Source organism: Paenibacillus phocaeensis, assembly GCF_900021165.1.
Taxonomy (GTDB): Bacteria; Bacillota; Bacilli; order Paenibacillales; family Paenibacillaceae; genus Fontibacillus; species Fontibacillus phocaensis.
The window spans coordinates 178,500-192,641 of the sequence record NZ_FCOQ01000013.1; the positions used below are offsets into that span (position 1 = coordinate 178,500).

The following is a 14,142-nucleotide window of genomic DNA, read 5'->3' on the forward strand; positions in this document are numbered from 1 at the left end:
GCAACAGAAACTTACTGCTACTTATGATACAGCCATCTTGATGTCGGCGTTAGGCCCCGTTGCCGTCTCTTCCCTCGGGTTCAAGCTATCGTACAGCATAATTTATAATTATCGCTTCTTGCGTATCTTCATGGTAAGCAATCCACAACTCATCTCCGGCAACCACTCCATAGACCGGTTCAATGGTCTGGCTGATGCGGTAGGTAATGCCATCTTTGTCTACGACCAAATTGGCTACGGGGCGTTCTCCCTTGGTCCCGTCAAAATCGACAGAAAGCACCTTCGCCGCCCCCTGCTTCCCTCGAAGCAATTGGACCTCCTTCTGTAGATCGCCCGGCTCCATGCTGACAGGAATGAGGGCGCCTGCCTGTACGGATAGCTCTTCCGGCGCAAAGATACTATTCACTTTACGGATTCGATCCGCACCGTGCGTAAGAATGACTTCCATCAGCAGAAGCTGCTTATTTTCGATCCGGATTGGCAGTTTCTGTACATGGATAACTTCACCTTGCAGGGAGATCAGCTCCGATGCATCAACTGTGCTTCGATTGCCGTATCTAAAGATCCGCGGCATTCCCTGAATCAAGATCAGGTCCGCTCGTTCCCCGATACGATATTCAAATCCGGGAGGTTGAACGACCGGTATGGCATAATCCCGTCCTTCTGCGTTGAAGTGAAGCTGAAGAGCTTGACCTCGGTTTACATTTCCATACCGTTCGATCCGGGCGAGGACCGCACCGGGAATAGAAACGGGGGAATTCTCCCGGGTCACAGGTTCAAGGTTTTCCTCGGTGATGAACACTGCCTTGTGTTTCTTTCGGTTGTAACTAATCATTACCCTATCGCCAATTTGAACTGCATTCAGATAAGAGAGGACCTTCTTGATTTCGACCTCTTTCACTTGACCGTCATTCTCAAACTGGACAACTAATCGGACCTGTGGGCGTTCATTCACATAGGCCCCCGTTTCTTCCATACGGATGATCCTGCCTTGAATCGGCTGGCCTTCTCTCACTTTTTTCAAATGGGATCTCGCTAATAGGCGAGGGACGAGTGCGATGCTTAGGAATAAGAGGAGATCGATGAATATCCAAACCACCCAGTTTATCACGAGGGCATTGCCTTGTTTGAGATAGTTCCAGAAACTTAGAAGGGAGACTTTGTTTTCTTCCTCCTTGAGCAGCCAGCTTTTCACCTGGTCGTTCGAAAAGACTTTAGCCTCCTGGTTGTTCAGATTCACATAACCTGACGCAAGATCTCCGCTGCTATAGTAAAGCACGTCGTGATCCAATGGCTTGTAGAACCCGGTCTCGCTATCGGTTAGATGCTCGTAAGGCAGCTGCTTCAGAAGAGCCGTGGCATCTTGAAATTTACCGGATTTCTCATTGAATACATACCCTGTCCCCGTTCCATTTATTTCATCTTCTGCACTAGAGCCGGCGATCAGCACTTCCTCGTCATTTAATAGGAACACCCGGGCTTGATAAACCGGCTTTGGTGTAGGAACCACAGCCCCCCAGTTCTTCTCGTTCGCGTCATAAAAGGTGGCTTCTTCCGGGTAATTCCCATTTTCGCGCACCCATTTGCCGTTATTGAAACCGAAGTGATCGGCGAAGTGAGCGCCCGCTCGATCCTGTGCAGCAAACGTCCCTTCCTCTTCGCGTTGAAGCAGTACGGACACATCGCCATTCTTATCCAGAATCCCGCTGACGAATGCCGTCCGATCGTCCTTTAAACTGACCGCAAACAGCGGAACGGCCTGACCGTTCTCCATACTCCCATGCACTTCATCGATCCGAACCGGTCTGGCTGGAAGCAGCCCCTCTTCGCCCAAATTGACAGTCTCCAACCTGCCGTCCTTTACCTGGGCTACAAAAAAGGCTGAATCCGGCGATTCCCATGCTGCAAGGAGTCTGCCGCGCCAGGAATAAACGCTGGAACGCCAGGAGGATGGAATATGGATCGTCCCCTGAGCCAGCTCCTCAACCTCACCTGTTGCATGAAAATAATTGACTTGCAATCCACGCGAATCGTCGTAGGTTGGTACAAGGATCCCGTTGTTCTGATACGCCGCCGGGCCCAGTTCGGCTTGAAAATCGGTAGGTACCGTCGTCTTGTTCACCACGGTTTCCGTGTCGGTATCCATGAGATAAACCTCGTATTTCTCCTGGAATCGATCCCCGTTTGAGAAGCCAATTAACTTCTTCCCCTCATCCAGCAGGTACGCCCGGTTCAAGGTTGGGGTTGAGACCGCCATGTCCCTCGTGTAATCTTTCCACGTGAAGAAACTCAAGAGCAGTACAGGAATCAAAAACACCAAATTGCCGAGAACAAGCGCCCTCCTCTGCTTCATCCTATCTCCCTCCGACATCCCCAGTCTTATTTTCATTATAAGGATCGGGGCTCCCTAATCCACCTACTTCCTACCTAATTTCTGGAACTTCGTTACAGCTTCGCCAGTGTCTGCGGTCCCCCGTGCTGTCGCCAGCGGCATGTGTCATAAACCGTCCTCACTCAAAGCGAAGTCAACCGCAGACTCTGCGTGAAGTCTGGTTGTATCGTAGAGAGGAACCCGGCAGTCCTCTTGTGAAATGAGCAGCGTGATCTCCGTGCACCCAAGAATAATAGCCTCGGCTCCCTGCTGACTAAGCTGATCTATGATCCTTAGATAGGATTGCTTAGATTCATCCTTAATGACTCCAAGGCACAGTTCTTGATAGATGATGTCATGAACGATCGTCCGTTCTGACTCGCCCGGGATGATCACATCGAGTCCGAACTTATCCAGAAGCCTGCCTTTGTAGAAATCTTGTTCCATGGTGAAAGCTGTACCCAATAAAGCCACTTTCTTAATCCCATCCTTAACCAGCTCTTTTGCTGTCGCATCTGCGATATGAAGGAGTGGAATCGTGACCGATTCCTCCATTTCCTTGGCCATCTTGTGCATCGTATTGGTACATAACACGATGAAATCCGCCCCGCCGGCTTCCAGTTTACGGGCAGAATCCATCATGATCTTGGCGGCCTCATCCCACTTTCCCTGGTATTGAAGATTTTTAATCTCGTCAAAATCCACCGAATACATGAGATTTTTGCCGAATGATGCCCGCCTAGCTTCTCATTAGCACGCTGATTAATGATTTGGTAATACACCAGGGATGACTCCCAGCTCATTCCGCCGATTAGGCCTATCGTTTTCATCCAACCCACCCCTTCAAAGGAACATTTCACTCTAGTGTACCATCAAAATATTTACCTGTCGTTTTCCATCTTCCATTCGGTATACCTTGTCGCAATAGGTAAGCAGCCCGTCAATATCATAACGATTACGAGCCCTATTTCCCACGGTTACCGTAATCTTAGAGTGAACAGAAAAAAGCCAATCAGAATTCTGACTGGCCCGATAATGAGGAGGAGCCGGGTCGCCTGCAGCCGCACATGCGCTCGGGGCCCACCTCGGCTCGGCTATGCCCGAGAAATATCAGAGGTGGCTTCTGATTCTTCTACTGTTCATTGTACTTCAAATGTAAAATGGGGTAAGGGCGGCCTGCTCCATCCGTCAAATCTTCACCGATTATTCCGAAACCACTTTTTAAGTAAAACCTTGTCGCATTCTCATTTTGTTTGTTCACATCAACGGACGTGATCCCAAAACCATTGATGCATATTTGCATCATTTGTTTCCCATACCCTTTGCCAATTTTATCGGGATCGAGAAAGAGTGCTTCCAGATGATTTCCATTGATGGCGGTAAAACCAATGAGAGAGTCTTCGGCATACCAGAGACGTACATCAAGATGAGGAAAGTACATGGGTAATTCTTTTTTGATTTCCTCTTTATCCTTGAAACTCAAAAAATGATGAGTGGCCATTACCGATCTTTCCCAAAGATTTATGATCTTCTCATAGTCATTAATGGCTGCTTTTCTGTTTTGTATCATTTCGTTCTGCTCCTTTTTCTTTTTAATTTATCACGCTCCTTTCATCACTTTTTTGTAGATGGTGATCGTATATCTCCAATTGATATATAACTTCATACTTTCCACTCGTTTCGGAATTTTATTTTCTACTCCACGACAATATCAAGCTCGTCAAGTTGGAGTACTTGTGACATCCAGGTACATCCGCGGCACCGGCCCACCCTCTGTATCGGCGACGCCACAGACAACAAACCCCACCGATTCGTAAAACCCTAAAGCGAGCGGGTTGGCGGACACCTCTATGCGTAAACCGCGGCGCGCAATGTGGGTGATCAGTGCGCTTGCAACGCCTCGGCGCATCCAATCGGGATCAGTGAACAGGTCCTCAAGCTCAAGGAAATCACCGACGGGACGTACCGACGCGAAGCCGACGACCCGATCGTCAACGACGGCAACCAGTGCAAAAGGCAACATCGCTTCATCCCAAACGAACCATTCGGGATGTGCGGCGATGAGATCGCCAGCGCCTTCGTTTTTCAGCGACGCTTGGACGAAAATGTCGCGCAGCGCCTTAACATCGCTAGCAACCGCACTTCGAATAAGGATACCCGTTGACATAAATTCACTCCCTCAACGATTATGAGCGGCATTTTTGCAGATCTCCTCCGCAGGCAGAACCTTAATCCTTCGCCCTACGTTAGGATACGGACTCTCGTAATATGTATAGGGCGAAAGCAAGAGAATTTCCAAAAGCCTGCTACAGAGTGTTGGATCTCGGTAGCTCCTATTATAGCGAAGATATTGCCCACGGGGCTATTTCCTCGAAACAGCCAACGGGAGTAACAGCATCGATACTCGTTATGGTTCTCTTTAGTGGCAACGAGACCTTCACAGAGACTATAATGATCGTATACGAAGTGCTGTGAATCCATTGGGTTCATTCCGATACGTATTCCTCCATATAAGTGATTAGAGGTGAGTTGCTTGAAAACCAATCGTGTCCCATCCGCATTGGGTGAGTTCATAAAATCGCGCAGAGAACGCTTGCAGCCTTCAGAGGCAGGAATCCAGCCGCTGCCCGGACGAAGACGCACCCCGGGACTTCGAAGAGAAGAAGTCTCTTATCTTGCCAATATAAGCGTGACTTACTATGCCTGGCTGGAGCAAGGCAAGGAGGTGAATCCTTCGCCGGAAGTGCTGCTAAGTATCAGCAAAGCGCTTCAGCTTAACGAAGACGAGCAGAAGCATCTATTCGATTTAGCCAATGTTGATGTGGCTAGCGTCGTCACAGGGTCAAATAACACTGGACCGGATACGGGAGTTCTACAGAAAATCGTAGATCAGCTTTATTATCCTTCTTTTATCACGGGCGAAGGTACGGATGTTATCGCTTGGAATCGGGCAGCGGAATTGATCGTAGCCGATTTCGGCAATCTGCCGGACAATGAACGGAATATGATGGACATTATGTTTTTGAAGCCGGATTACCGCAACAGACTGGTGAATTGGGAAGCCGCTGCCCGTTACTCTGTTGCCGTTCTGCGGGCAAGCTTCGATCTTTACAAGAACAACCCGTTCTATATGGAACGGTTTGAGCGCTTGATGCGGGAAAGTGTGGAGTTCGTACATTTCTGGGAGCTCTATGAAATCAAACAGAAACGCGTAGCCACCGCTTTATTCCGTGTTCCTGACGCACAGGAGATGGAGTTCGAGCTCCATTCCGCGGCAGGTATCGATAATGACCCGGGACTGCACTGGTGTTTCTTTGTTCCGGTGCCCGGTTCGGGTACGGAGGAAAGATTATTACGTTTACTTGAGCAGGACAGGCAACTCCCGTAGACTATTACTCCCGTTAATAGTATAGATGTGCAAGCCGAGAGTGCTGGGAGATGTTCCCTCTCTGTGCGGACAACGGGATCCAAACCCTCATTTACAGTCCTCTGGCGCGCGGTCGACTGGCTCGGCCCTGGGGAGCAACGAGTATTCGATCGGAAGCCGAGCCGGCAGCCGCCCAATTATACGAACTAACCGCAGCAGCCGATGAGAAGATCATCGGAGCGATAGGCGCAGTGGCAAAAGAGCGCGGAGTTAGTCAAGCCGTCATTTCTCTTGCTTGGATATATCGTAATCCGGTTGTGGCCGCACCTATCGTAGGAGCGCTCAAAGCCAGCCATATCGATGATGCGATTCAAGCATTGTCTATAAAGCTGACCGACGAGGAAGCCACCCGCTTGGAAGCGGAATACACGCCTCGTGTTGACCCGATAGTCGCTAGCTCCGACCCCAAAGGAATCGCCAAAGCAGCGGCATCCGTTGGCCTGAACATTTCCGTACCCGCTGCCTCCAAATAGATTGACCGGTACCTGAATAAAAGGCTTCATGCTTCCACACTCAATATCGTTTCCTTTTTGCTTAGTTTTGTCAGTTCAACACTTGTCTTCCACAAGTCTTTTCTATTCTCCCGATTATAGGAAAGATCCGACGATTTTATTTCCCGGGTGCCTTCAAAATATTTACCTGTCGTTTCATGAAGATCGGGATTCAATAGCAGCGATACTAATGCATCGCCTGATTTATGAACTGCATTTCCGTTGGGACGCAACAAATCAAACGCGGGAAGAAGATGTTTCATCATAAATCTCATTAACGGAGGAAAAGTTCGTGAGAACCCTGTACCCGGCATCTGCCCCGGATTGAAAGCATTCACCGTAATCTTCTTCTCCGTTTGCTGTTGTATTCTTTCTGCGAACTCGTAAGCACAGTATATATTACATAATTTCGAAGTCGAGTAGCGACGCTGGCCAACGGTAAGCATGCTTTCGTTAGAACTCATTTCCTTAGGGTAAGCCAGCAATCTGGCATTCTCATAGACGGGGGCGGCAACGATTGTCTTTTGCGCCGGATCATGAGTCCCGCTGCTGACAAAAACGATTCTGCCAGAATCGAGCATTTGCTCGAGCAGCATGTTGGCCAGCAGAAAATGTCCGAGATGATTAATTCCAAAGGTGCTTTCAAATCCATCTTGGGTATAGTGCGTTTTATCAACCATAATTAATCCTGCGTTGCAAACAAGAGCATATAAAGGCGGATAATCTAAATTGGAAAATTCACTCACAAAATTCCTCACGGATGCCAAGGAGGCAAGGTCAAGCTCCAAGGAGGTTATGTTCTTATTGTTTGTTTCTTTCGTAAGCGATTCGACGGCTTCCTTCGCTTTAGCTGCATTGCGGCAAGCTAGTATAACATGATGATTAGGGTCGGCTTTGGCAATGTGTTTAGCGCACGCATAACCTAACCCTGAATTCCCACCGGTTATAATAAACGTTCTTGGACTTTTCGTTTTTGTTAACATCGTAGCCCTCCTCTTTAAAATGGTTCCGTGGATCTCGAAGTTGACACCGTCAACCTATTCTCATCATATTCCTTGAAGTTGACGGTGTCAACCTGTTATTGTAAAGTTGATCCTATACCTAGATGCCAAAGAGGGTACTATGAAAAACAGTAATGACACCAAACAAAGGCTGATCGATGTCACTCGAAAAATGATAGATACTCGTGGCGTCGATTCCGTTAGTATGCGCGACCTTGGAAAGGAAATGAATCTATCCAGGAGTGCGGTTTATGTATATTTCAAAAATAAGGATGATTTACTTGCAGCCGTTATCACGGAAAATTATGAAACGCTGACAAGTCGCATTCGGAGATTAATGGAGGAAATTAACGATCCACGAAAGCTTGTTTATGAAGCTTTATATACCTTTTATGATTTTGGAATCAAGAATCATGAGCAGTATCAACTGATGTTCCGCAAGCAGTGGGGGAAGGACTATCCTCTTCTTCACACTGCAGCCGTTGAAACCTATGGAGCGATCCATAAATGTCTGGAGATCGCTCATGAACGAAATGACACGATCAACAAATCACCGAAACAATTGACGGCAATGGCATCGGCCTTTATTGCCGGACTTGTTGATCTAAATTCCGCTGGACATCTGGAGCCTGAAAAAGGATTGGACGATCCAAGCGGTTTGATTCATTCCTTTTTAGATTTGATGTTTGTTTAAGCTGGCGAATAGAAAAACCGCGTGGGATCCTGGCCTGGATCTCACACGGTTGATTTGGATCCACTTTTATAACCGCCTTTTTGTTAACTGATTAACAAAAAAAATTATCATATTCAATAGAATTGGTCAATCGTAAAGCGAATTTTAAACAAACAAAAAGCCGACAGACAATACACAATCTGTTGGCAGGCAAAGGGTTTAGCAACTGCTCGTTATCATATCCTCGCATTGAAACCATATCGTATCTGCGAATTTTGCTAATAACATAAACAGCATAGAAAATCCCTCAATTTTATCTATTTAACTGATTGGACACTTAATCTGATCTCGCAACCTATGGTCTATTTAAGAGCCCTACTTATGATACGGTTCAGCGTATGATCACTTAGGCCAAATTCTATACCGCGGCGCTCTGCATTTCGCCTTTTAATACATTTGCAGGCCTATCATACGCAAGGTGAGATCACTTCTGTTAAGTTCCGAGAAAAACCCCTTTCACCGTGACAGTCGCGACTGGAGATCGCGTATGAAGTCCTCGGCCAGTTGCCGCGGGACAAGCTGAACGGGATCGCGTCCGCTCAGAATCCAGAAGAAGCTCGGGCCGATCAGCATGGCGGTTGCCTGATCGAGCGGGACTGGAAGCGTGTCCTTCCCGAGCGAGCGAGCGATCACGACCCGTGCGCTGTCGCCGAGCGGATCCTTCGCGGAGAGCAACTCCGCCACGGCGGAATCGTGCTGCGCTTCGCCGAGGAGCGCCCGATAGGCAGCGCCGGCCGGTGAGTACGCTAGGAAGCGCACAAGCGCTTCCAGGTAAGCAGTGATGTCTTCCAAGGGAGCCCCTGTCGGGCTAATCGCTAATTCCTCCTCCGCATCAGCCACGCTGGCCTCGAATAGGATCTCCGCTTTATGGGACCACCAACGATATACGGTCTGCCGGGATACACCTGCTTTTTCGGCGATGCTCTTCATCGTCATTGCCGCATAACCGACCTCGACCAAGAGATCGTCAGCCGCATTCAGAACAGCCGCCCTCGCTTGCTCGCTTCGGGGACGACCGCCATGATAGTGTTCTTTGTCCATATTCATGCCTCAACTATACACGGAGAATGTGCTCCTTGTCTATTTTTGCTATATATATCCGTTTTCCCTCCATCAAAAATTAATTACTGGACACGTTGTATCGTTTCTAGTATATTAAGTTACACGGTGTCTCGTTATCGAGAAAGGCAAACGTCATCGTTCATCCTGACGATACGAGTAACCGCAAAATAAAATAGGTGTAGCCCGCAAAAGGGTTGCAAGGAGGTTATTCAGATGAAAGTATTTGTCACTGGAGCAACAGGATGGATCGGATCAGCCACCGTCGATGAGCTGCTAAGAGCGGGTCACAAGGTCGTTGGATTGGCTCGGTCGGACAGTTCTGCAGCGTCGCTCGAGGCGAAAGGCGCGACGGCTCTGCGCGGGGATCTCGACAACCTCGACTCTCTTCGCCGCGGAGCGACCGAGGCCGAGGCTGTTGTCCACCTGGCGAACAAGCACGACTGGGCGAATCCGTCGGAGTCGGATCGCGCCGAACGGGCCGCAGTCGAGACTCTCGCCGAAGCCCTCGTCGGCACCGACCGGCCGTTCGTGGTCGCCAATGGCCTGTCCGGTCTGGTCCAGGGGCGATCGGTGCTGGAGACGGACCCGTCGCCAGCAGTGGGTCCGGACTCTGCCCGGGGCGGAGCAGAGAATCTCGCTCTCGACTATGTCGGTCGGGGAGTGCGGACCATCATCGCCCGGTTCGCGCCGACGGTTCACGGGGCCGGAGACTGGGGCTTTATCAACTTCCTGGTGAACGCCGCGCGTAAGCAGGGTGTGTCCGGGTACATCGGAGACGGCTCCAACGCTTGGTCCGCGGTACACCGTTCCGATGCCGCCAAGCTCATCCGACTCGGACTCGAGAAGGCGCCCGCCGGATCGCGCCTGCATGCGGTCGCGGAGGAGGCTGTCTCCACCCGGACGATTGCCGAAGCCATCGGTCGCATCCTCGGCATTCCGGTAATATCGGTTGACCACGAGAACGCCAGCGCTCACTTTGGATTTGTCGGCAGCTTCTTCAAACTTTCCATGACCGGCTCCAGTGAGCGCACCCGCGAACTACTCGCTTGGGAACCTTCCGGGCCGACACTGGTGAATGACATCATGGCAGGCGCGTACACAGAGGCAGGACATCAATGAGTACCCCACAGACAGGGTCCCCTGGTGCTGCGATCCCTTTTCAGCATCAAGGGCGGGTCCTGGCATGCGTGTGCGCTTGCACCATTCTGGTCGTAGGCCTCGTTGCTGCCATCAATTTGGCTGTTCCGATGCTCGCGGCCAGCGGGCTGCACCCGAGCTCCTCGGAGCTGCTGTGGATTGTTGACGCTTATGTCGTCGTGTTCGCCTGCCTGGTCATCCCGGGCGGCGCGGCCGGCGACCGATTCGGACGCAAGGGCGTGCTGATCGCCGGGCTCGTCACGTTCGCGGCCGGCGCGGCGATCTCGGCCGTTTCGGCGAACGTGAACATCCTACTCCTTGGCCGCGCAATTACCGGCGTTGGAGCGGCACTGACGCTTCCGAACTGCGTGGGAGTGCTGGTTCACGCGACCTCATCCGATCGGCGCGGCCGAGCCCTCGCCATCTGGGGCGCGACCACCGGCATAGGCGGGCTCGTTGGAAACATCGCTGGCGCGGCTTTACTGACTACAGGATCATGGCGAACCCTGTTCGAGGCCATCGTGCCTGTTGCGCTTCTCTGCGCGATCTGGACGGCTCTTGCCGTACAACGCAGCAGCCGCAGCCCACGCAGCCTTGACCCTGCCGGCACCGCCTTGCTTGTCGCAGCAACCACTGCTCTCTTAATCGGCATCATCGAGGGGCCGGAGAGCGGTTGGAGCAGTGCCGTCGTCATCGCCGCGTTCGGGGTCAGTGTCGTGCTCGTCATCACATGGGTCGTGGTCGAACTGCGCGTTCGTCACCCCTTGCTCGACCCTCGCCTGTTCCGAATCCCCCTGCTCAGCACCGCCAGCCTGGGTATGCTCGTGATGTTCTTCGGCAGCTTTGGCTTGTTCTACCTCAACGCTTCGCTCCTGCAGTACGGCCGCGGGTACTCCGTCCTGCAAACCGGGCTCGCGATTGTTCCTATGTCGGTGCCCATGCTGCTCGCCGCTCGATACGTTCCCGACCTGGTGAGGCGCGTCGGTATTCCCGCAACGCTGTCCGCTGCCTTCCTCGCCATCGGCGTCGGACTGTTCGGCCTAACTTCCGCCTTGCACCAGCCATATTTCGCCTACGCAGCTTGGCTCGTCCTCATCGGAATTGGCTTCGCTCTCGCCCTTCCATGCCTGACAGCCGAGCTCACGGCGGCGCTGCCCGCCGAACAAGCCGGGGTCGCAGGGGGACTTCAATCTGCAACCCGGGAATTTGGCAGCGCCCTCGGCGTCGCGATTATCGGCACCGTGCTGACCGAGAGCTTCTCCCGGCATCTTCCGGCAAGCCTTCAATGCTACGACCCGATTCCGCGTACGGTAGCCGAAGCCGTCGCTGCGTTTCCTGCTCAGCAAACCGCTATCATCGACTCCTTCACCACCGGAGCCGAGTCCGCGCTGCAGGTGGCAAGCATCGTCACTCTTCTCGCGGGAGTCCTCGTCATCGCGGCCGCATTCCAGGCCAGCCGACGACGACGCGAGCAGAGCGCAACCAGTGTGGTTTCGAAGCCACCCGATGGATAAGAAGTGTCAGGCGAGTACAGTGGATCAATTACAATTAAATCCAAAAACTTGCCGTCATTTATGATCCAGTTCACCGCGCTGTCTGTAACGGCAAGCAACAACTCCAATCAACGTAAACTCCTGGTATTGAAATCACAAAATGCATACGGTATAATTTAGTGAATTAATACGAACGGAGGGGTTACGTGTGGCAAACTAATTTTCCGATCATTCTTTAAGCTTCATAAGATTGCTTAAAGGATTTGCCTTGTGTATGGTAATCGGGAAATAGCGAGCCACAAAGTAACCTTATTTAGTTTAGCAGGGATACCCTTATCTTTTTACGTGCTGGACTAAATCATTGTGTCTTTTTCCCATTACTCGAAACACAGGCGAAGAGCCTGTGTTTTATTTTTTAACAACGGGAGGAGAAAATATAGATGAATGAGCGTATTGTACTAGTCAACGGAATTGAGATCTTTACGGAAAGCTTCGGAAACCCGACCGATCCGGCTGTCTTATTAATGATGGGTGCGATGAGCTCCATGATCTGGTGGGAGCATGAATTTTGCGATCGGATCGCGAAAACCGGACGATTCGTGATCCGCTACGATAATCGCGATGTGGGACGTTCTACTTGTTATGCGCCCGGAAACCCGGAATACAATTTTGAAGATATGGCGGATGACGCTGTCCATATCCTTGATGCATATCGCATCGAGAAAGCTCACCTAATCGGAATGTCGATGGGCGGCATGCTGGCGCAAATGATTGCACTCAAGCATGCTGACAGGGTCTTGTCCCTCACCTTAATCTCAACTTCCAACTGGGCACCGGAGCTTCCGCCAATGGAGGAGAAGGTCATCGAATTCTTCGGAAAAGCGGGCGCAGTAGATTGGTCGTTCGAACAATCCGTGATCGACTTTGCGATTGGGCGAGAGCGCGTTTTGATTGGCTCTAAACATGAATTGGACGAAGAACGGGTCATCCGGTTGACTACGGAGGAGATTAGAAGGGCTAGAAATTTACCAAGCATGAACAATCACGGTCTCCTTTCCGGAGGAGAAGAATATTTGACCCGTACAAGTGAAATCGAAGTGCCGGCTTTAGTTATCCATGGCACGGAGGACCCGATTATCCCCTATGCGCACGGGGTGAATCTGGCTTCGGTTATTCCGAATTCGAGGCTGCTCACTTTAGAGGGAACCGGTCATGAATTGCACCGTAATGATTGGGGAGTCATTATAAACGAGCTAGTGGATTTCACTTCAACTCGATAAATTTTCGGCAGGCAAGGCAAAAGGCCCGAATTAGCTGTATGACAGGCTAATCGGGCCTCCTCTTTTCCATTCTCGCTGGCCTAGTTGTACAACTCTTGCAACGTAAACTAACCCATTCCAAGCCCGTTGCGGAATTTCCTAAAAAAACTTGCCGTTATTTATGGTAGGGTTCTCCGCGCAGTCTGTAACGGCAAGTTTTTTCACTAGATCCTCAAAAGAACCCGATCCCTCTATCCGTGTCTTTTGGGCTTTGACATGCGTTCCATGATCAAGGCTACCCTGCGCCTGCTAAAAAATCGGATCATTTGAGCCATAAGGTAATTGTTACGGCCATCGATGATATAGCTGCGTCCCTGGTCAATCCCTCGAAATCCAGCTCGTACAACCTTCTCCGGGGTCGAGAGCTTTTGGCCCGACCCCATTTCCTCACTGCCGACCGCATCGAAAAATCCCGTCTCGGTTGCACCTGGGCACAATGCGAGCACGCGTACGCCACGCCCGCGCGTCTCCGCCCATAACGCCTCAGAGAAGGACAATACAAATGCTTTGGTAGCCCCATAAACGGTAGAATAAGCACAAGGCATAAACGCGGCCATCGAAGCCACGTTAACGATAACTCCGTCCCCTCGCCTCAGCATATCGGGCAGCAACCGATGCGTAAGATCGACTAACGCAGCCGTGTTCAGCATAATCTCTTCCTGCTCGCGCTCCGGGTCTATTTCCTCGAAACGGCCATAAGTGCCAACGCCTGCGTTGTTGATGAGAATATCGACCGACAAGCCCAGTTCGGATATTTGTTCGGCCAGTTGACGCGGGGCATTCGCTTTGGACAAATCGCAAGCGAGCGCATAAGCCTGTACGCCGTACTGGCGGTTAATTTCCCTTGCCATTGCATCCAGTTTGTCCTTGGAGCGTGCTGCCAGAACGACATGACAGCCTCGTGCCGCCAGTTCCTTGGCATACGCTTTCCCGATTCCGGATGAAGCACCGGTGACTACAGCCAGCTTGTTTCTATATACATACTTGTTCAAGATACAAAGCCTCCTATCGATAGCACTGCTCTAATGTAAATTATCTTAATCGTACTATCGGTAGGAGGGGTTAGCCACAGCATGTCTATACTAGTAACGGGAGTAACAGCATCGGT

General features: G+C 50.9%; 12 protein-coding genes and 1 pseudogene. 6 read left to right on the top strand and 7 right to left on the bottom strand.

Features of this window, described 5'->3' with window-relative positions:
- Positions 1-85: 85 nt before the first annotated feature.
- From BN3795_RS08290 to BN3795_RS08305, 4 genes and pseudogenes are all read right to left on the bottom strand, one after another.
- Positions 86-2,353 (bottom strand): hypothetical protein, encoded by a 2,268-nt coding sequence (locus BN3795_RS08290; RefSeq protein WP_068784239.1) that lies wholly within the window; start codon positions 2,351-2,353, stop codon positions 86-88.
- Between the two features lie 144 nt (positions 2,354-2,497).
- Positions 2,498-3,201 (bottom strand): annotated as a pseudogene (locus tag BN3795_RS08295) (aspartate/glutamate racemase family protein).
- Between the two features lie 302 nt (positions 3,202-3,503).
- Complete coding sequence (locus BN3795_RS08300; protein ID WP_068784240.1) at positions 3,504-3,941, bottom strand: GNAT family N-acetyltransferase; 438 nt, start codon at positions 3,939-3,941, stop codon at positions 3,504-3,506.
- 150 nt (positions 3,942-4,091) lie between these two features.
- A complete protein-coding gene (locus BN3795_RS08305) occupies positions 4,092-4,538 on the bottom strand; it encodes a GNAT family N-acetyltransferase (protein ID WP_068784241.1) in 447 nt (148 codons plus the stop codon).
- 357 nt (positions 4,539-4,895) lie between these two features.
- Here BN3795_RS08305 and BN3795_RS08310 point away from each other — a divergent pair, with 357 nt between their 5' ends.
- Together BN3795_RS08310 and BN3795_RS08315 are read left to right on the top strand one after the other, a co-directional pair.
- Positions 4,896-5,759 carry a helix-turn-helix domain-containing protein gene (locus BN3795_RS08310; RefSeq protein ID WP_232729883.1) on the top strand — a complete coding sequence of 288 codons (864 nt, stop codon included), beginning with the start codon at positions 4,896-4,898 and terminating at the stop codon, positions 5,757-5,759.
- A 50-nt stretch (positions 5,760-5,809) separates the two neighbouring features.
- Complete coding sequence (locus BN3795_RS08315; protein ID WP_068784243.1) at positions 5,810-6,271, top strand: aldo/keto reductase; 462 nt, start codon at positions 5,810-5,812, stop codon at positions 6,269-6,271.
- Positions 6,272-6,297: 26 nt separating this feature from the next.
- On the opposite strand, the gene BN3795_RS08320 is transcribed toward BN3795_RS08315, so the two are convergent.
- Complete coding sequence (locus tag BN3795_RS08320; RefSeq protein WP_068784244.1) at positions 6,298-7,272, bottom strand: SDR family NAD(P)-dependent oxidoreductase; 975 nt, start codon at positions 7,270-7,272, stop codon at positions 6,298-6,300.
- A 139-nt stretch (positions 7,273-7,411) separates the two neighbouring features.
- Between BN3795_RS08320 and BN3795_RS08325 the strand changes: the two genes are divergently transcribed.
- The gene (locus tag BN3795_RS08325) at positions 7,412-7,984 is read left to right on the top strand and encodes a TetR/AcrR family transcriptional regulator (protein WP_068784245.1); all 573 of its coding nucleotides are present in this window, start codon (positions 7,412-7,414) and stop codon (positions 7,982-7,984) included.
- A gap of 495 nt (positions 7,985-8,479) precedes the next feature.
- Here the strand turns inward: BN3795_RS08325 and BN3795_RS08330 are convergent, their stop codons facing one another.
- Positions 8,480-9,064 carry a TetR/AcrR family transcriptional regulator gene (locus BN3795_RS08330; RefSeq protein WP_068784327.1) on the bottom strand — a complete coding sequence of 195 codons (585 nt, stop codon included), beginning with the start codon at positions 9,062-9,064 and terminating at the stop codon, positions 8,480-8,482.
- A 234-nt stretch (positions 9,065-9,298) separates the two neighbouring features.
- Between BN3795_RS08330 and BN3795_RS08335 the strand changes: the two genes are divergently transcribed.
- The 3 genes from BN3795_RS08335 to BN3795_RS08345 all read left to right on the top strand — a co-directional run bounded on the left by BN3795_RS08335 (position 9,299) and on the right by BN3795_RS08345 (position 12,995).
- A complete protein-coding gene (locus BN3795_RS08335; protein ID WP_068784246.1) occupies positions 9,299-10,204 on the top strand; it encodes an SDR family oxidoreductase in 906 nt (301 codons plus the stop codon).
- Positions 10,201-11,736, top strand: a complete 1,536-nt coding sequence (locus BN3795_RS08340) for an MFS transporter (protein WP_068784247.1) — start codon at positions 10,201-10,203, stop codon at positions 11,734-11,736. Before BN3795_RS08335 ends, BN3795_RS08340 begins: the two co-directional genes overlap by 4 nt.
- Before the next feature lie 419 nt (positions 11,737-12,155).
- Positions 12,156-12,995, top strand: coding sequence for an alpha/beta fold hydrolase (locus BN3795_RS08345; protein ID WP_068784248.1), 840 nt, complete (start codon positions 12,156-12,158; stop codon positions 12,993-12,995).
- A gap of 230 nt (positions 12,996-13,225) precedes the next feature.
- On the opposite strand, the gene BN3795_RS08350 is transcribed toward BN3795_RS08345, so the two are convergent.
- Positions 13,226-14,026: an SDR family NAD(P)-dependent oxidoreductase gene (locus BN3795_RS08350; RefSeq protein ID WP_068784249.1), complete on the bottom strand. Its 801-nt coding sequence runs from the start codon at positions 14,024-14,026 to the stop codon at positions 13,226-13,228.
- Positions 14,027-14,142 lie beyond the last annotated feature (116 nt).

What these genes read in the sequence shown, in the direction of transcription:
- BN3795_RS08325 (WP_068784245.1), top strand. Translation starts at nt 7,412, where the DNA reads ATGAAAAACAGTAATGACACCAAACAAAGGCTGATCGATGTCACTCGA.
- BN3795_RS08335 (WP_068784246.1), top strand. Translation starts at nt 9,299, where the DNA reads ATGAAAGTATTTGTCACTGGAGCAACAGGATGGATCGGATCAGCCACC.
- BN3795_RS08345 (WP_068784248.1), top strand. Translation starts at nt 12,156, where the DNA reads ATGAATGAGCGTATTGTACTAGTCAACGGAATTGAGATCTTTACGGAA.
- BN3795_RS08340 (WP_068784247.1), top strand. Translation starts at nt 10,201, where the DNA reads ATGAGTACCCCACAGACAGGGTCCCCTGGTGCTGCGATCCCTTTTCAG.
- BN3795_RS08305 (WP_068784241.1), bottom strand. Translation starts at nt 4,538, where the DNA reads ATGTCAACGGGTATCCTTATTCGAAGTGCGGTTGCTAGCGATGTTAAG.
- BN3795_RS08330 (WP_068784327.1), bottom strand. Translation starts at nt 9,064, where the DNA reads ATGGACAAAGAACACTATCATGGCGGTCGTCCCCGAAGCGAGCAAGCG.
- BN3795_RS08320 (WP_068784244.1), bottom strand. Translation starts at nt 7,272, where the DNA reads ATGTTAACAAAAACGAAAAGTCCAAGAACGTTTATTATAACCGGTGGG.
- BN3795_RS08315 (WP_068784243.1), top strand. Translation starts at nt 5,810, where the DNA reads ATGTTCCCTCTCTGTGCGGACAACGGGATCCAAACCCTCATTTACAGT.
- BN3795_RS08290 (WP_068784239.1), bottom strand. Translation starts at nt 2,353, where the DNA reads ATGAAGCAGAGGAGGGCGCTTGTTCTCGGCAATTTGGTGTTTTTGATT.
- BN3795_RS08300 (WP_068784240.1), bottom strand. Translation starts at nt 3,941, where the DNA reads ATGATACAAAACAGAAAAGCAGCCATTAATGACTATGAGAAGATCATA.